Here is an 18,355-nt window from a genome sequence, read left to right on the forward strand (position 1 = left end):
CACCATGATCGATCCCACCACGCACCCCTCACGCCTGCTCAAAATAGTGGCAGGTTTTGCGCGGTGGTCACTGGGTCTGCTGCTGGCCTTCTGGCTGCTGCTGGCCATCGCGTGGGGGGCCCTTCATGGCTGGATTGTGCCGCGAATCGGGGACTTCCGCCCACAGCTGGAAGCGCATGCCGCACGGGCTCTGGGGGTTCCCGTCCAGATCGGTGCCATCACGGCCAGCACCGAAGGGCTGGTGCCGTCGATCGAGCTGTCGAACGTAGCGCTGCTGGACGCGGCAGGCCGCGCGGCCCTGCAGCTGCCCCGGGTGGTGGTGGCACTGTCGCCACGCTCCCTGCTCAACGGCGGGTTCGAGCAGCTGTATGTGCAGGGGCCGGAGCTGGATGTGCGCCGCGCCGCCGATGGCCGCATCTACGTGGCGGGCCTGGAGTTTGCCCAGAACCAGGGCGACAACAATGACGCGGCCGACTGGCTTTTTTCGCAGGGCGAGGTGTTCATCCAGGACGGTACCGTGCGCTGGACCGACGAGCAGCGCGGCGCCCCCGAACTCGCCCTGGAGAAGGTCAACCTGCTGCTGCGCAACGGCAACTGGCACCACCACATGCGCCTGGATGCCACCCCGCCACCGGCCTGGGGCGACCGCTTTACGGTGGTGGGCCTGTTCCGCGCACCGCTGCTGCGCGCCCGCGATGGCAACTGGAAACACTGGAACGGCCAGGTATTTGCCGATTTCACGCGCGTCGATGTCTCGCAGCTGCGCCACCATGCCGATGTGGGCATTGCGGTGGCGCAGGGCCGTGGGGCGCTGCGCGCCTGGGCCGATGTGCGCAGCGGGCAGCTGGTGGGCGGCACGGCCGACTTGGCGCTGGCCGATGTGAACACCACCCTCAGCCCCGACCTGCAGGCGCTGGTGTTGCCCTCCATCCAGGGGCGCCTGGGCGGGCGGCGGCTGAGCGGCGGGTTCGAGTTCTCCACCCAGGGTCTGCAGTTCCAGACCGATGACGGCCTGACCTGGCCCGGCGGAAACCTGCGGCTTATCCACACCGCTGCTACGGGCAAAGCCCCGGAGCAGGGCGAGTTCCGCGCCGACCGCCTGGACCTGGCCGCGCTGGCGCAGATCGCCAGCCGCCTGCCCCTGGGGCCCACGGCCCACGATGCCGTGCACACCTATGCACCCCAGGGCCTGGTCGATGAGATCCAGGCCACCTGGAAAGGCCCGCTGGACAGCCTGCAGCAGTACCAGGTCAAGGGCCGCATCCGAGGCCTGGCGCTGGCCGGGGCCCCCACGGATGCCGCCCCCACCCACCTGGGCTTGCGCGGCGCCACGGTGGACATCGACATGACCCAGGCCGGTGGCAAGGCGGCACTCACGATGGCCTCCGGGGCGCTGGTGTTGCCCGGTGTGTTTGAAGACCCCGTGTTGCCGCTGGACCGGCTCAGCGCCGACCTGCGCTGGCAAATCGAAGGCAGCCGCATTGCCGTGCAGGCCAACGATATGCAGTTTGCCAACGCCGACGCCCAGGGTGAGGCGCGCGCCACCTGGCACACCAGCGATGCCGCCAAGGCGCCGCACAAATCGCGCTTTCCGGGCGTGCTTGACCTCACCGGCACGCTGAACCGCGCCGACGGCACGCGCGTGCACCGCTACCTGCCCCTGTCCATCCCCGCCGAGTCGCGCCACTATGTGCGCGATGCCGTCGTGGCGGGCACCGCCAGCAATGTGCAGTTCCGCGTGAAGGGCGATCTGCACGACCTGCCGTTCAACGACCCCAAGCTGGGCGAATTTCGCATCGCTGCGCGGGTCAAGGATGTGACCTATGCCTATGTGCCGCCCTCGCTGCAGCCTGCGGGCACCCTGCCTTGGCCCGCGCTCACGGAGCTGGGCGGCGAACTGATCTTCGAGCGGTCGTCGATGATGGTGCGTGGCGCCAGCGGCGGTTTTGCGGGCAGCAAGGGCCTGCGGCTGTCCAAGGTGGACGCCAAGATCCCCGACCTGGCGCATACCGTGGTGGGGGTGAATGCCGACGCACGCGGCCCGCTGGCCGAGCTGCTCACGCTCATGACCACCTCGCCCCTGGGGGGCATGACGGGCAACGCCCTCGGCCAGGCCAGTGGCACGGGCAATGCCGACTTCCAGCTGCGCCTGAGTCTGCCCATCAGCGACATCCACAAGTCCAAGGTACAAGGCAGTGTCACGCTGGCGGGCAACGAGCTGCGCATCACCCCCGACACGCCCGCACTGAGCCGGGTGCGGGGCGCCGTGCAGTTCAGCGAAACCGGGTTCTCGCTGACCAATGTGCAGGCCCTGGCGCTGGGCGGCAATGTGCGGCTTGAAGGCGGCATGCGGGCGCTGGCACCCAACGCGCCCGCCACCGAATCGGCCGTGCAGTTGCGCGCCCAGGGCATGGCCACCGCCGAGGGCCTGCAGCAGACGCCGCAGCTGGGCATGCTGGCGCAACTGGCCCGCCGCGCCACCGGCAGCACGCCCTACACCCTGGCCCTGGCGTTCCGCCGGGGTGTGCCCGAGCTGCAGGTAAGCACCACCCTGCAAGGCCTGGCGCTGGCACTGCCGCCGCCGCTGGGCAAACCTGCCGACAGCAGCCTGCCCCTGCGCTTTGAGAGCCAGGTGGCGCGCGAATCCCTCACCGGCCTGGCTGCCAACGGCAATGGCAACGGGGCGCCGCCGCTGCGCGACCAGATCACCCTCGACCTGGGCGCCCTGGGTTCCGCCACCTACCTGCGCGACCTGAGCGGGCCCCAGCCCCGTGTGCTGCGCGGCGCCATTGGCCTGGGGCTGAGCGGGGGGGAATCTGCCCCGCTGCCGGTGCAAGGTGTGGCGGCCAACATCAGCCAGGGCAAGGTGGACGTGGACGCCTGGGAGGATGTGCTGACCCAGGCCACCACGGCCGAGCCCGCAGCCCGCACGGCCCCGGCCGCAACCCCCACCGGCCCCGCCGTGGCGCAGGACTATCTGCCCACCACCCTGGCGCTGCGCGCGCGCGAGCTGACACTGCAGGGCCGCACCCTGCACAACGTGGTGGCGGGCGCGCTGCGCGACGGCACCACCTGGCGCGCCAACCTCGACGCGACCGAACTCAATGGCTACCTGGAATACCGCCAGCCCGGCGCACCCGACAACAGCAGTGGCCGCCTGTTCGCCCGCCTGTCGCGCGTGAACATGCCACAGAGCGAGGTCACGCAGGTGGAATCCCTGCTGGACGAGCAGCCCGGCACACTGCCTGCACTCGACATCGTGGTGGACGACTTCGAGCTGCGCGGCAAACGGCTGGGCCGGGTCGAGATGGAAGCCCAGAACCGGGGCGGCGAAGGGGCTCAGCGCGAATGGCGCCTCGCCAAGTTCAACATCACCGCGCCCGAAGCCAGCCTCACAGCCAATGGCAACTGGGCCGTGCTCAATGCCGCAGGTACCACACCACGTGCGGCCGAGCGGCGCACGGTGCTCAATTTCAAGCTCGACATCCGTGACTCGGGCGACCTGCTGGGCCGCATGGGCATGGCCAACGTGGTGCGGCGCGGCAAGGGCCGCATGGAAGGGCAGGTGGCCTGGATCGGCGCACCGTTCAGCCCCGACTACCGCAGCATGACCGGCCAGATCAACCTCAACATCGAGTCCGGCCAGTTCCTCAAGGCCGACCCGGGCCTGGCCAAGCTGCTGGGCGTGCTCAGCCTGCAGTCGCTGCCGCGCCGGCTCACGCTCGACTTCCGCGACGTGTTCAGCGAAGGTTTTGCGTTCGACTTCGTGCGCGGCGACCTGCGCATCGAGCAAGGCGTGGCCACCACCAACAACCTGCAGATGAAGGGCGTGAACGCCGCCGTGCTGATGGAAGGCCACGCCAACATCGACCAGGAAACCCAGGACCTGCGCGTGGTGGTGGTGCCCGAGATCAATGCCATGACGGCCTCCCTGGTGGCCACGGCCATCAACCCCGTGATCGGGCTGGGCAGCTTCCTGGCCCAGGTGTTCCTGCGCGGCCCGCTCATCGAAGCCGCCACGCAGGAGTTCCGCGTGGACGGCACCTGGGCAGACCCCCGCGTGGTGCGTGTGCCACGCCGCGCGCGCGATGCCAGCCCCGCCACCGACGCCGCGCCCCGCAGCAGCCCCCCCAAGACCGGAGAGCCCTCATGAAAGTAGCCGCCATCCAGATGGTGTCTGGCACCCAGCGCGACGACAACCTGCGCGCGGCCCGCGTACTGCTGGAGCAGGCCGCGCAGGGCGGCGCCGAGCTGGCTGTGCTGCCCGAATACTTCTGCGTGATGGGCCACAAGGACACCGACAAGCTCGCGCTGCGCGAGGCCGACGGCGACGGGGTGATCCAGCGCTTTCTGGCCGACACGGCACGTGCGCTGCAAATGTGGATCGTGGGCGGCACCCTGCCCCTGCAGACCACGGCACCCGACCGCGTGCGCAACACCACGCTGGTCTTCAACCCCAGTGGCGCCTGCGTGGCGCGCTACGACAAGATCCACCTGTTCCACTTCGACAACGGGCGCGAGGTCTATGACGAAGGCCGTGTGATCGAGGCGGGCAACACCCCGGTGCAGTTTGACCTGCAGGCGCGCGACGGCCAGCACTGGCGCGTGGGCCTGTCGGTGTGCTACGACCTGCGCTTTCCCGAGCTGTACCGCGCCCATGCCCGCGCAGGGACCGACCTGCTGCTGGTGCCCAGCGCCTTCACCCACACCACGGGGCAGGCGCATTGGGAGGTGCTGCTGCGCGCCCGCGCCATCGAAAACCTGGCCTACGTGCTAGCCCCCGCCCAGGGCGGCGTGCACGAGAACGGGCGTCACACCTGGGGCCACAGCATGCTGGTGGACCCCTGGGGCACCGTGCTGGCGCAGCAGGACCAAGGCCCCGGCACCGTGGCTGGTGTGCTCGACGCCCAGCGGCTGCGCGCCGTGCGCGCCCAGCTGCCCGCGCTGACGCACCGCGTGCTGCCGTGACCGAGCCCCGCGCACCGCGCCCCCCCCGCACCCTGCTACAGCGCTGGCGTGGTGCCTGGCGCCGCTGGTCGCTGTGGACGGCGCTGGTGCTGCTGGTGGTGTCGATGCTGGCCACCATGGTGTGGCTGGCGGGGCGCTACGAAGCCAGCCAGGTGCAGACGCGGCTGGAGCGCGATGCGGCCGATGCGGTGTCCGACATCCGCACCGCCCTCACGCACAACCTGCAAAGCCTGCAGGCCCTGCCCGCAGACACCCCGGGGCAGTTGGCCTGGGAGGTCGAGGCATCGGAGCTGCTGCGTATCCGCCGCGAGCTGGTGCGCATTGAATGGCGCGACGCCCACCTGAAGCTGCGCACCCATGTGCAGTCGCCCTACCGCCCCGTGGCCTGGGATGTGCGGGCGCGCGACAGCAACCAGTCCGACCTGACCATTGCGTGCACCAACGCCCGGCGCCTGGGCAGCCCGGCGTATTCCACCAGCTACTTCCAGCCGCACGGCGACGGCCTGGGCTCCGAGATGATGGAACTGTGTGTGCCCCTGACCGCAGGCGGGCGCACCACCGGGTTCCTGGTGGCCACCTACGGGCTGCAGGACATCCTGCTGAACCTGGTGGCACACAACCTCACGCGCAGCCAGGAGGCATCGTTCACCGAACCCGACGGCACCCGCCTGGCCGTGATGGGCGCGGCCCGCCGGGGCTCGCGCATGTTCACCGCCCAGCACCTGCTGGACCTGCCCGGCGCCACCCTGGTGCTGCGCATGGATGGCTGGCACACCGCGCCCAGCGTGTTCCCCAACGTGCTCACAGCGCTGGTCACGGCCATGTCGATTGCGCTGGTCACGGTGATGGTGGTGCTGGTGCGCGACAACCGCCGCCGCCTGCGCGCCGAACGCGACCTGGCCGACGCGCTGGCCTTTCGCAAGGCGATGGAGGACTCGCTCGTCACCGGCCTGCGCGCACGCGACCTGGAGGGCCGCATCACCTATGTGAACCCGGCCTTCTGCGAGATGGTGGGCTTCAGCCCGCAGGAGCTGCTGGGCCTGAGCATGTCGGCCCCGTACTGGCCGCCCGAGCGCGTGGAGGAATACCAGCAGCGCCAGGCCATCCGCTTTGCGGGCACCATGCCACCGCGCGAGGGCTTCGAGTCTGAATTCATGCGCAAAGACGGCACGCGCTTCCCGGTGCTCATCATCGAGGCGCCGCTCATCAACGCCCAGGGGCAGCACACGGGCTGGATGAGCGCCTTCCTGGACATCAGCGAGCAGCGCCGCGTCGAAGAACTCTCGCGCGCCTCGCAGGAGCGGCTGCAGGCCACGGCCCGGCTGGCCACGGTGGGCGAGATGGCCTCGCTGCTCAGCCACGAGCTGAACCAGCCGCTAGCCGCCATCTCCAGCTATGCCAACGGTTCGCTGAACCTGCTGGAGCAACCAGCCACACCCGCGCTTGCCACAGCATCCGCAACCACATCCGCCGGCACCGCTGCAGCCCCGCCCGGCCCCGATGCGCTGGACGACGTGCGCATGGCCATGCGCCAGATCGCGCGCCAGGCCGAACGTGCGGGCCGCGTGATCAAGAGCGTGCACGACTTCGTGCGCCGCCGCGACCAGGCGCGCGAGGCCGTCTACGCGCAGCAACTGCTCGACGCCATCCTGCCGCTGGTGAGCCTGCAGGCGCGCAAGCTGGGTGTGCGCGTGCACACCACCGTGGAGCCCGGCCTGCCCCCCACGCTGTGCGACCGCACCATGGTCGAGCAGGTGCTGCTGAACCTGGCGCGCAATGCCATGCAGGCCATGGACGACCCCACCGTGCGCGCCCGCGTGCTCGATATCCGGGTGCGGCGCGCGGCCTCCAACCAGCACAGCGGCTGGATCGAATTTGTGGTGACCGACCAGGGCACCGGCATCCCGCCCGAGGTGGGCGCCAAGCTCTTCACCCCCTTCTTCACCACCCGCCCCGAAGGCATGGGCCTGGGCCTGAGCATGTGCCGCACGGTGATCGAGCAGCACGGTGGTTTTCTCGGGTTCGCGCCCCATGAGCCGCGTGGTACGGTGTTCACATTTACGCTGCCTGCGTCCCAACCTGATTCAAGACCCTGATGGAACCCATCACCAACGCCACCGTGTACATCGTGGACGATGATGCCAGCGTGCGCGAAGCCCTGGCCTGGCTGCTGCGCTCGCGCAGGCTGCCCAGCGAGTCCTACGACAGCGCCGAGGCCTTTGACGCCATGCTGCAAAGCCGCCCGGCCCAGCGCCAGCCCTGCTGCCTGCTGCTGGACGTGCGCATGCCCGGCATGAGCGGGCTGGCGCTGTTCGACCTGCTGGCCGCACGCGGCGACCTGGCCACCATGCCGGTGATTTTTCTCACCGGCCACGCCGACGTGCCCACGGCGGTGGACACCGTCAAGCGCGGAGCCTTCGACTTCTGCGAAAAGCCGTTCTCCGACAACGCGCTGGTGGATCGCATCGAACAGGCCCTGGCCCAGTCCAGCGAACACCTCACCCAGCTGCGCGCACGCAGCGGCCTGCAGGAGCGGCTGGCCGAGCTGACCGACCGCGAACGCGATGTGATGGACCTGGTGGTGGCGGGCCTGCCCAACAAGCTGATCGCCGACCAGCTCGACATCAGCGTGCGCACGGTGGAAGTGCACCGCTCTCGTGTGTTCGACAAGATGCAGGTGAAGTCGGCCGTGGAGCTGGCCAACCTGCTGCGGGGAGCGGCCTGACTGTCAGCAGTCCTGGACTGCGGATTCAGAGCTTTTTAGGCCGTCTCCGCGCATCCAGTGGCGCTTTAAAGCTATCAAAAAATGAGTTATTTGGGAGGCTGATTGGCGTCGTCGCTCGGCAGCTCGCCCTTCTTGCGGCCCGAAAACATGGTCCACCAGACGATGGCCACCAGCACCACCAGCGCCAGCAGCGCTTCAAGCAAAATCAGCCCCATGACCCTGAACCCCCTGCGCCTTGTTGTGACGGCGCTGATTGTAGGAACGCTGGCCGCCTGCTCCACGCCGCCCGCCCCAAGCCCCTCCCGCCCCGGGGCCATCCCGCCCCCGCCGCCTGCCAGCACCGTGGTGCTGCCCGGCGACACCGGCCCGCTGCCGCCGCCGCTGGCGCAGCCCAAAAGCCGCTGGGTCCCCGTGCGCTGGGCCGAGCTGCCGGGTTTTGGCGATGACGCACTGCACGAAGCCTGGAACGCCTGGATCAAGAGCTGCGAGCGGCCCGTGCCCCCCTTCACCGCGCTGTGCAGCGACGTGCGCCAGCTGAGCATTGCCACCGCCGACGAGCAGCGCGCCTGGCTCGTCGCCCGCCTGCAGCCCTACCGCGTCGAGGCCACCGACGGCAATTCCGAGGGCCTGCTCACCGCCTACTACGAACCCATGATGGACGCCGCGCGCCAGCCCGGCAACGGCTTCACCGTGCCCGTCTACCGCCTGCCTGCAGGCTTTGGCGCACGCAAGCCCTGGTACACGCGCCAGCAGATCGAGACCCTGCCCGAGGCCCAGGCCGCACTCGCGGGCCGCGCCATCGCCTGGCTGCGCGACCCGGTCGAATCGATGGTGCTGCACATCCAGGGCTCGGGCCGGCTGCGCATTGCCGAGGCCGACGGCAGCGTCACCACCGTGCGCGTGGCCTACGCGGGCACCAACGACCAGCCCTACCAGAGCATCGGCCGCTGGCTGCTGGACCAGGGCTACACCCGCGACGCCACCTGGCCCGGCATCCGCGCCTGGCTGGCGGCCAACCCCCAGCGCACCAACGAGCTGATGTGGACCAACCCGCGCTACGTGTTCTTCAAGGAAGAACCCCTGGTGGGCATGGACGCGGGCTTTGGCCCCAAGGGCGCACAGGGCGTGCCGCTCACGCCCGGCCGCTCCATCGCGGTAGACCGCCAGAGCATCCCCTACGGCACGCCCGTGTGGCTGGCCTCCAGCGGCCCGCAGGTGCAACTGAGCCGCATGGTGCTGGCGCAGGACACGGGCAGCGCCATCCTGGGCGCGGTGCGCGCCGACTACTTCACCGGCTGGGGCCCCGAGGCGGGCGACATTGCCGGGCGCCTCAAGCAGAACCTGCGGCTGTGGGCGCTGTGGCCAAAGTAGTGCCCAAAATGCCCCTCTGCGCGCAACCATCAAGCGCTGATAGCTATTAAATCAGGAGCGTTCATGCGCGTGACCGAGCCCCAGCTGCGCACCTTGCTGCTGGCCCAGGCCATCGAGCAGGCCGACACCCGGCACACCCTGGTCAGCCCGGTGGAGCTGCAGGAAGCCACGCGCAGCGCCGTGGCCGCAGCCCGGGCGCGCGGGCTGCCCCGCGTGGGGGTGGCCGAGGTGATGCTGGAGCGCGCCACCACCATCGCCGACCACGCCAGCGGCCGCGACAGCACCGTGGCTGCGCTGCACGCCCTACACGCTCCACACACCCAGCAGCCCGGCGCAGGCGGGCTGGGGCCCTGGGTGGCGCGTGGCCTGCCGCTGGCCGCGCTGTTGCTGGGCCTGGCCATTGACCGCATCAGCAACGCGCACCGGGTGGACCTGCTCTCACCCCCGCTGCTCACCGTGCTGGCCTGGAACCTCACCGTCTACCTGCTGATCGCCTGGCGCGCATGGCGCCCGCCCTCGCAGCCCAGCGCATGGCTGCAGCAGGCGCTGCGCCCCCTGGGCAACCCCTTTGGCCGTGCCGAGCGGGGACGCGGGCTGGCCGCGCGCATTGCGGCCGACTTTCACCAGCGCTGGTGGGCCCATGCGGCCGACCTGCTGCAACAGCGCGCCGCGCGGGTGCTGCACCTGTGCGCCGCTGCCTGGGGCGCGGGCATTGCGCTGTCGCTGCTGTTGCGCGGGTTGGTGGTGCGCTACCAGTTTGGCTGGGAGAGCACCTTTCTCGATGCCACGCAGGTGCACGCTATTGTCTCGGTGCTGTTTGCACCGCTGACCCTGCTGCTGGGCCTCGCGCCCTTCACGCTGCAGGAGATCGCGGCCACGCAGAACTTTGCGGGCGAAAGCGGCGTGGCGGGCATGGCAGGTGGGGGCGGCGCCGCAGGCAGCCGCTGGGTGGGGATGTACGTGGGCTTGCTGCTGCTGGCCGTGGTGCTGCCGCGCCTGGCCCTGGCCGCCTGGGCACGCTGGCGCGAACACCGGTGGCAGGGCCACATCGATCCACAAGGCGCCGCCTTTGACACACTGCGCGCCAGCCTGCCGGGCGACCTGGTGATCGGCCTGCACGGCCCGCAAGCCCAAGCCCAGGTGCTGCTGGGCGCCAGCCTGCAGACCCCACAGGGCGACCGGCTGCAGTGGGTGGCCGATGCCAGCGCCCCCGTGGATGCCGTGCTGGTCTGGACCCCCGACCCGCTCCCGCTCGCCTGGCAGGCCGCCCCCCGCGTGGTGCTGCGCTGGGAAGACTTTGGCGCCAGCTGGGTGCTGGAGCCCACGCTGTTTGACCGGCTCAGCGCAGCCCTGCCCGCCCACCACCATGCCCTCGCCCGCCTGTGTGCCGCCTGGGTGGAGCGCAACGAGCAGCGTTTTGGCCAGGCCCTGCTGGCGCTGGCGCAGCACCTGCGCGCCTGTGCCGCACTCACCCGCCTGCCGCCAGACGATGCCGCCGCACGCTATGCCGAGCAGGTGCACGCGCTGGACGCCACGCTGCGCGCCCTGCATGGCGAGCCCGCCACGCCAGCCCCCCACCCGCTACCAGCGGCACACCTGGCCCCGCCGCCCACCGCACCACGCCGCCTCGATGGAGCGGCCCTGGCCCTGGGCACCTCGGCCGGGGCCGCTGCGGGCGCTGCCGCCGGGGCCAAGGCGGGCGCGCTGATCGACCTGGGCACGGGCGGCCTGACCCTGGGCGCAGGCACGGCCCTGGGCGCGCTGCTGGGCGGCACCGCGGCCTGGGTGGTGCGATCGCTGCAAAAGAAGGACGCAGGGCGGCAGGACCTGCTGCAACACGCCGCCGAAGCGGCCTGCAGCCACTACCTCGCCATCGCCCACCAGCAGCGCATGCCACCGGACGATGCCCACCCCTGGGCTGCGCGCTGGCGCGCCGAGGTCACCGGCACGGTGGCCGCCCACGGCACCGCACTGACCGCCGCGCTGGAAGACGGCGCCGATGCACAGGCCCTGGTGCCGCTGCTGCGCACGGAGCTGATGGGTATCCTGCAGCGCAGCTGTGTGGCCGAGGGGAGCGGCGCGGCCCCAGCAGGCTCACCGACAGGCTCATCGGCAGGTTGAATATCGCCTTTTTTGGCCTCTACCGCCTGATGGTATTACCCTGATAGCTATCAAAACAGGAGTGAATCACTGCCCTCAGGGGCAGGCCACCCGGGCCGCCTCGGTCTCCACGCGGGGGGCCGCAGCCGCCGCCGCAAACGCCATGGCCGGGGGCACGGTCACGGTGCGCAGCCGGTCGCCGTCGATGCGGTATTCGTACTCGCGGGTCGAACCCACCATCTCGGTGCGAAAGCTGCTGCTGGCCATGGTGGCCGCATACACCTGCGGCCGCACCACCTGGTAGCGGTAGGTGGTGGTGGACACGCCACTGGAGGTCTTGCAGACGGAGTCGAACTGGTCGTCCTTGAACTGCAGCGTGCAGCGGCCCGAGCTGTCTTCGGCCTTCTCACCGGCGGGCGTGTGCAGCACGATCTTGGTAGCGCGCCAGCAGCCGAGCAGGGCGGGGTCGGGCGCGGCGGCGTGGATGGCAGGGGCCCCAAGGGCCAGGGCCCAGAGGGCAGAACGCAAATAGCTCGGCATGCGGAATGGACGGCCCCGCCAGGGGCACGCGGTCAGGCTGGGAAGGCCGCCATGGTAGGCGAAGCCGGGAGGCACCCCACACGCAGGCGCCTACTCCACCGACCACCGCGTCACCCGGGGTGGCGCATCGCCCACATGGAAGGCCAGCTTGCGGTCGCGCAGCGCCACGTCCGAGGCGGTCACGCGGTCGAAGCGCCGCAGGTGCTCCGTCCACGACTCGTCCTCGATGCGCTCCACGTAACGCGCGGGCTGGGCGATGTCGTGCAGCAGCTGCCAGCCCAATGCGCCCTGGCGCAGGCGGCTGCGGCGGCTTTCCTGCATCACGGCGCGGAATTCGGTGGCACGGGCGGGGTCGATGAAGTATTCGATGGTGACCACCACATGCCCCGCGCCGGGCGGCACTTCGGCCACCGGGGCCTTGAAGGCGCGCGAAGGGCTGAGGTCTTCTTCCATGCTGCGGTCGGCCACCAGACGCTGCACCAGCAGCATGGCCACCACGCCGGTGGCGGCGGCAATGCCCAGGCTCACATGCACATCGGTGACCGTGGCCACCTGGCCCCACACGGCGGCGCCCAGCGCGGTGGCGCCCATGATGGACATCTGGTAAATCGACATGCCACGCGCGCGCACCCAGTTGGGCAGGGCAAGCTGGGCCGACACGCTGAGCGAATTGGCGGTGGTGATCCACGCCATGCCCGCCACGAACATCGCGGGCACGGCCACATACACGTTGGGCGCCACGGCCATCACGCCCGTGGCGGCGGCCTGCAGCGCCGTGCCGCGTATCACCAGCACATCGCGCGCCATGGCCTGGCGCAGGCGCGGCAAAAACATGGCCGCCGTGATGGCGCCCGCGCCCATGCTGGCCAGCAGCAGCGTAAAGGTGCCCGCGCCGCCGCCTTCGAGCCCCTTGGCCAGCAGCGGCAGCAGGGCCAGCAGCGCGGTGGCGTGCAGGAAGAAGACGGAGATGCGCCACAGCACAGCCCGCATGCGCGGCGACTGGCGCACAAACTGCAAGCCCACGCGCATGGCGCTGGTCAGCTTTTCGCGGCCCAGCGGGCTGGGCGTGTGCACCCGCTTCCAGCGCATGATGGTGAAGCCGGAAACGATGGACAGCACCGCGTTGAGCACAAACACCCAGGCGCTGCCCGCACTCGCGATGATGGCGCCCGCCAGCAGCGGGCCAATGATGCGCGAGGCGTTCATGGCCACGCCGTTGAGCGCCAGCGCGGCAGGCAGTTGCGGGCGGCTGACCAGCTCGGGCACGATGGCTGCGAACACCGGCCAGCGCATGGCCAGGCCAATGCCGTTGGCAAAGGTGAGCGCCAGCAGCAGCGGCGCCGTCATGCCCCCGGCCAGGATGGCCACACACAACACCAGCGCCACGGCCGCCACCCAGAACTGCGTGGCGATGAAGTAACGCCGCCGGTCCAGGATGTCGGCCAGCGCGCCGCTGGGCAGGCCCAGCAAGAAGACGGGCAGCGTGGAGGCGGTCTGCACCAGCGCCACCAGCACGGGCGAGGTGGTGAGCGTGGTCATGAGCCAGGCGGCCGCCACGTCGTTCATCCACATGCAGGTGTTGGCCGCCACCCAGGTGAGCCAGAGCATGCGGAACACGGGGACGGACAGCGGGGCCAGCGGTGAGAGCGAGGCGGCCTGGTTCAGCGCCGCAGCCCCAGCGCCGAGCTGCGCGGCGACGGATTCCTCCGTGCCATGGGCCAGATCTGCTGCGCGCGCGGCGCGGTCTGCGGCTGCGTCGTCCTGCGGCGGGGCGCCCGGGTTCAGAGCCTGCGGGTCAGGGGAGGGCGGGGGCGCAACGCTGCGCGGGCTTTCGTGGGACGGCAGAGGGGGCATGTCTGCACATTGTGCGACGGTTGGCGCAGCCGTGGTGGTTCAACGCCCAATAGCCGACTGCAGGCGTGTCCCTGCGCTTCGTCACGCCGCATCGGTCGGCGCAGCCGCTGCCTGCTTGTCCGCCTGTTGGGTCTGCCGCAGCAGCAACCAGGCCATGAGCGCCAGCGCGGCGACGCCTGCCACCAGCACACCCCACAGCACGGCACTGCGCAAGGAGACGCCGCTGCTCACGGCGGCTGCAGGCACCAGCGCGCCGCCCGCAGGCGGGCCGCCGGTGATGTCGGCCCGCGCCACATCGACCTGCGCCAGGGGCAGGCTGTTTTCTTGCTGGGGCTGGTAGCCCGGCACCAGGCTCGCCAGGGGCAAGAAGGCGCTGGCTGCCCCTGTGGCGCCGGTCAACCCGGCCGCCAGGGTGAAGGGCCCCTGCCCGCTGGCCAGGAAGACCAGTTGCACGGGCTCGAACTGCAGCGCCACCTCGGGCGCGGCCGCAAAGCCGGGGGTCTTGGGGTCGGCCTCGATCTTGACCTCGCGCACCGAGGCGCCGCCCAGCTCGATGGGGCCGCTGGCCTGTTCCTTTCCGCCCAACACCATCTTGTAGACCACGGCGCTGGCCAGCGGCGACCAGGGCTGTTCGCGGTGGTTGCGGCCCAGCACACGCACCGGGATCAGAACATTGCTGCCGGGCGGCGTGATGGCGAGCGCGGCCACCGGCGTGGCAAACGGCAGGGCCAGCACCAGCTCGCGGGGTTGGGCTTGGAATTGGGTCAGCGGGGGCATGGCCAGGCGGGCGCTGACGCGTTCGCGCGCCACTGCGCTGTGCGTGGTGACCAGCGTGGCGCCGCGCAGGGTCACGGCGGCGTCGCCCCAGGTCACGCGCAGGTAGTGGCCCTGGAGGCTGGTGCGGTGCAGGTCGATCTGCTCGGCGCCCAGGCGGCCCGGCGCGGCGGGGGTGGTGGCGGCATCGGCGCGGTAGAGCACCGTTTCGGCCAGTGGCCGCCAGGTTTTCAGGTCTTGGCTGGCCTGCACCTGGAAGGTGACCGGCTGCCCGGCGGGCAGGTCCGCATCCAGGGCCATGCGGGCCACGGGCTGCTGCAAGCCGCGCGCATCCAGCAACGCACCCCGGACGACCTGGGCGGCCTGGGCACCCGCCGTGCTGGGCGTGTCGATCTGCACCACCCGCTGGCCCTGGCGCTCTTCGATGCGCAGCGACAGGCCTTCGAGTGGGGCCGATCCCGCCGTAGTCGCCATAGTGGCCGAGCCCAGGATGGGGTAGGCAGGCAGCACCACCGATGCCTCTGGCGCAGGGGCCGCCGCCGCACCCGCCAGGGCCATGGGCACGGGCTGGCCCGCGCCGTTGAAGAGGCGCAGGTCGGCATAGCCCGGGCTTTGCAGGCGCACCAGCACCTCGGCGGGCAGGGCGACGCGCTGCAGCGGCGCATCGGCCGCGAGCGCCACGGGGATGCGGATGGCGTAGGCCGCAGGGCTGCTGGCATCGGTCGTCGCCTGGGCCACACCGGCGCACAGGGACAAGGCGGCCGTGGCCAGCACCAGGGGCAGGTTCAGGGCGACAGACTTCTTCATTGCAGTGTTTCTGGTTGCGATGGCGCCAGCGGTGGCGCAGCAGGCTCCGCTGGGGCGGCCGACTTGGGTGGCGACTTCGGAGGTAGAGGCGCAAAGTAGCCCACCACCAGCATCAGCACACCCACGGCGATGAAGGCAATGATGCGCTCGGCCCCACCCGCGTTGGACAGATCGATCAGCAGCAGCTTGACCACCACCACGCCCAGCAGGCCCGCGCCCACCAGCCACAGCGGCCGCTGCGTGCGGCGGTGCGCCAGCACCATCAGGCTGAGCGCCAGCAGCGTCCACAGGATGGCGTAGCCGGTCTGCACCACAAAGCTGTTGAACAGCGCCGAAGCATCCCAGCGCACGCCGAAGAAGTGGTGGGCCACGCGCAGCCACACGGTGTTGATCACGATGAACGCCAGCAGCGCCAGGGCCACCAGCGCGTGGCGCCCCGTGGCCCAGCCCGTGCCCACCGGGGGCGGCGCCGCAGACAGCAGCACCCGCCGCCAGAACACCAGGCTGCCCAGCGCCAGCGCCAGCGTGAGGTCGGTGGGGTTGAGCAGCGGGATGTAGGGCAGCGGCGCGGTGTGGCCCGACGAGTGCACGGCAGCCAGCAGTGCGCCCCCAAACACCAGCACCGCCAGCGGCAGGGCGGCCAGACCGTAGTACGCCTCGGCATGGGGGTTGAGTGGCCAGCGCAGCGCCGCGCGCGCAGCGGGCTGGTGGCCACGCCCCGCCCAGAGCGCCAGCAGCATCAGCACCGCAATGGCGCTGACCAGCAGGACCACACCGGCCCACGAAGTGCGCCACAGCTCGCCCTTGGCGATGCCGGACCACAGGCAGTCGGCCAGCAGCAAGGTCACCAGCCAGGCGGTGGCGGCGTGGAACCAGCCGAAGCGCGAGGCGCCATGGGAGGGCAAGCCCTCCGCGCCCGCCGCCTGCAAGCGGTCGGTCTGCAACAGCATCCACCCATGCAGCGCCAGCACGACGGGCCACACGGCCCAGGCGGGCGTGGTCAGCACGCGGTGGCCATCCACCACCTGCGCGACAAAACCCAGCGCCAGCACGGCGATGGTGCCGCGCGCGGGCCAGGTGGCCACGGCCCAGCGCGTGCGCAGGCCCAGCACCATCGACAGGGCGGCGCTGACCACCACGGCCAGCATGCCCAGCAGCTCGGCAACGCGGCCCGAGAACACCGGCACCGGCCACTGGTTCGCCTCGGTGGCGGGCACGCTGCGCGTGATCTCCAGCCACCAGGCCAGGCACCAGAACACAAAACCGTAGAGGTAGGCCGGGCTGGACAGCTGCGCCTCCACGCCTGCATAGCCCCGCGCCCAGGATGAGCCACTGTGTGGCAGCGGCTGGCGCAGCCACCAGGCCAGCAGCAGCGCGGGCAGCGCAATCAGCAGGGCGCCGATGAAGGCCGGGTTGGCCAGTGGCAGGGACGAGACCTGCAGGCCGCCGCCGTCCACACCGGACATGAAAACCAGCATCGCCACGCCCTGCAGCACCAGGCCAAAGGCACGCGGCATCCAGCGCGCCTGGCGCATTCCGACCCAGAAGGCGCCTGCGCCCTCCAGCGCCCAGACCGCCGAGGTCCACTGCGCATCCAGCGCGAGCGGCACGGCCAGCGTGGCAAAACCCACGCCGATGGCGATGAAACATTCAATGAGCAGGCGCCAGCTGGCGTGCGCGCGGCGCACCAGCACGGTCGCGGTCAGCAGGTAGACCGCCGCAAAGGCCAGCGCCGAGAAAGCCGCACCCAGCTCGAAGGGCTGCACCAGCCCCGCCTGCAGGCCGAAGCCCACGAGTGGCGTGCCAAAGACCAGCATGGTGTCCACCGTGTGGCCCAGCTTGGTCGGCGTGTTGCGCGCATACAGGATGGCGGTGAACAGGTAGATGAGCACAAAGACCGCAAGGAAGGGCTGCGTGCTGGCGTAGTGATCCGGCACATATTTGAGCGCCCCCCAGGCCGAGGCCACGCCAAAGGTGGCGACAAAGCCCACCACATTGAGCACGCGCCAGGCGCGCTGGTGGGCGATGAAAAGAATGGCCAGGTTAAGCAGCGTGTAGTAGCTGAACAGGCCCACGTGGCTGCCCTGGCCGGTGGACAGCAAGATGGGCGCCGCAAAGCCGCCCGCAAACGCCGCCACCGCCAGCGCGCGCGAGTCCTGCAGCAGCGCCAGCGCACAGCTGGCCGCGCAGACCGCGATCATCAGCCCGAAGGCCCAGAGCGGCGGCAACAGCCCGTAGAGCCGGAAGGCCGCAAACACGGTGAGGTACATCACCGCCACGCCGCCGCCCTGCAGGGCCAGCGCAAAGCCGGGTTTGTCGGCGCGCTTGCGGAACCCCACCCCCAGCAACGCAATGCCCACCGCCGCAACCGCCGCCAGGCGGAACTCGACCGGCAGCAGCCCGGCCGAGGCGGCGTAGCGGGCGAGGAAGGACAGGCCGATGAACAGAATCACCAGCCCCACCCGCACGATGGTGTTGCCGCCCAGGAGCCAGTTTTTGGCGGCGAGCACGGCCAGGTCGATGGGGTTGGGCTGTGCCGTCTTGCGGGGCGCGGCGGGCGGGATGGGCGCGTCCGCACGTGCGGCGGCTGGGGTGGAAGCCGGGACGCGCGGCAGGCCTTGGGGTGTGAGTTCGCCGGTCCAGAACGCGTCGTCCGCGTCCCGGGGGTCGTCGCTGCGGGTGGGCGGTGGAGGGGGCGCCTGTAGCGCGGGCCCTGGCGGCAGGGGCGCTGCCGCCACAGGCCGGTCTTCGGCAACCGCTGCCTGCGGCGCCCGCGTGGGCTGGGCTGCGACTTTGGCGGCCTGCGCCTGCAGCTCGGTGCGGATGGCGGAGCGGATCGCCCAGCGCAGCGACAGCCCGGCGAAAAAGCCCAGGATGCCGCCCACAAACGGCCCGAAGTCGCCGTAGCCGCCAAACCACGACCCCAGCACCGCGCCCCAGAAAATGCCCCAGATGATCATGCCGCCCTCGCCCTCTTGGTGGGCTCCGGTCGGCAGGCCCTGGGCCTGTGCGCGAGAGGAGCCGTTCTATTGGTAGACCCACCGGCAACTGCTCGCGCCGCCAGCTAGCGGGCGGGTAATGAAGAAGGTGCGTGCGGCGGCTTGGCAGCCCCGCTGTGGTTCCGCAGGCTTATACAGCACACCCCGCGCAGGAACCACGCCCTAACGCCTTGTTACCTTGCAGGGCGCCCGCCCACATCGCGCCCCTCACCTTGGG

General features: G+C 70.8%; 11 protein-coding genes. 6 read left to right on the plus strand and 5 right to left on the minus strand.

The window, feature by feature from the left end:
• Positions 1 to 4 precede the first annotated feature (4 nt).
• From AvAM_RS23720 to AvAM_RS23735, 4 genes are read left to right on the plus strand one after another with little or no spacing between them, the layout of a single operon-like run.
• Positions 5 to 4,153: a YhdP family protein gene (locus AvAM_RS23720; RefSeq protein ID WP_137749361.1), complete on the plus strand. Its 4,149-nt coding sequence runs from the start codon at positions 5 to 7 to the stop codon at positions 4,151 to 4,153.
• Positions 4,150 to 4,968, plus strand: coding sequence for a carbon-nitrogen hydrolase family protein (locus tag AvAM_RS23725; protein WP_137749362.1), 819 nt, complete (start codon positions 4,150 to 4,152; stop codon positions 4,966 to 4,968). The genes AvAM_RS23720 and AvAM_RS23725 overlap by 4 nt, the downstream gene beginning before the upstream one ends.
• Positions 4,965 to 7,064 (plus strand): nitrogen regulation protein NR(II), encoded by a 2,100-nt coding sequence (locus AvAM_RS23730; protein ID WP_137749363.1) that lies wholly within the window; start codon positions 4,965 to 4,967, stop codon positions 7,062 to 7,064. Before AvAM_RS23725 ends, AvAM_RS23730 begins: the two co-directional genes overlap by 4 nt.
• Positions 7,064 to 7,693, plus strand: coding sequence for a response regulator transcription factor (locus AvAM_RS23735; protein WP_137749364.1), 630 nt, complete (start codon positions 7,064 to 7,066; stop codon positions 7,691 to 7,693). Before AvAM_RS23730 ends, AvAM_RS23735 begins: the two co-directional genes overlap by 1 nt.
• Before the next feature lie 86 nt (positions 7,694 to 7,779).
• Here AvAM_RS23735 and AvAM_RS26080 read toward each other — a convergent pair whose 3' ends face one another.
• Entirely contained in the window at positions 7,780 to 7,908 is a 129-nt protein-coding gene (locus AvAM_RS26080) for a hypothetical protein (RefSeq protein WP_283202047.1), read from the minus strand.
• Between AvAM_RS26080 and AvAM_RS23740 the strand changes: the two genes are divergently transcribed.
• Positions 7,856 to 9,064 (plus strand): murein transglycosylase A, encoded by a 1,209-nt coding sequence (locus tag AvAM_RS23740; RefSeq protein ID WP_375708169.1) that lies wholly within the window; start codon positions 7,856 to 7,858, stop codon positions 9,062 to 9,064. The genes AvAM_RS26080 and AvAM_RS23740 overlap by 53 nt on opposite strands.
• Positions 9,065 to 9,127: 63 nt before the next feature.
• Complete coding sequence (locus tag AvAM_RS23745; RefSeq protein ID WP_137749366.1) at positions 9,128 to 11,185, plus strand: DUF3482 domain-containing protein; 2,058 nt, start codon at positions 9,128 to 9,130, stop codon at positions 11,183 to 11,185.
• 75 nt (positions 11,186 to 11,260) lie between these two features.
• On the opposite strand, the gene AvAM_RS23750 is transcribed toward AvAM_RS23745, so the two are convergent.
• The 4 genes from AvAM_RS23750 to AvAM_RS23765 all read right to left on the minus strand — a co-directional run bounded on the left by AvAM_RS23750 (position 11,261) and on the right by AvAM_RS23765 (position 18,099).
• Positions 11,261 to 11,692 (minus strand): hypothetical protein, encoded by a 432-nt coding sequence (locus tag AvAM_RS23750; RefSeq protein WP_249368352.1) that lies wholly within the window; start codon positions 11,690 to 11,692, stop codon positions 11,261 to 11,263.
• A 102-nt stretch (positions 11,693 to 11,794) separates the two neighbouring features.
• Complete coding sequence (locus AvAM_RS23755; protein WP_137749368.1) at positions 11,795 to 13,558, minus strand: MFS transporter; 1,764 nt, start codon at positions 13,556 to 13,558, stop codon at positions 11,795 to 11,797.
• An 81-nt stretch (positions 13,559 to 13,639) separates the two neighbouring features.
• Positions 13,640 to 15,139: a DUF3999 family protein gene (locus AvAM_RS23760; RefSeq protein ID WP_137749369.1), complete on the minus strand. Its 1,500-nt coding sequence runs from the start codon at positions 15,137 to 15,139 to the stop codon at positions 13,640 to 13,642.
• Entirely contained in the window at positions 15,136 to 18,099 is a 2,964-nt protein-coding gene (locus tag AvAM_RS23765) for a DUF2339 domain-containing protein (protein ID WP_137749370.1), read from the minus strand. The genes AvAM_RS23760 and AvAM_RS23765 overlap by 4 nt, the downstream gene beginning before the upstream one ends.
• Positions 18,100 to 18,355: the final 256 nt, after the last annotated feature.

The sequence above is a fragment of the Acidovorax sp. NB1 genome, from assembly GCF_005405905.1.
Taxonomy (GTDB): Bacteria; Pseudomonadota; Gammaproteobacteria; order Burkholderiales; family Burkholderiaceae_C; genus Acidovorax.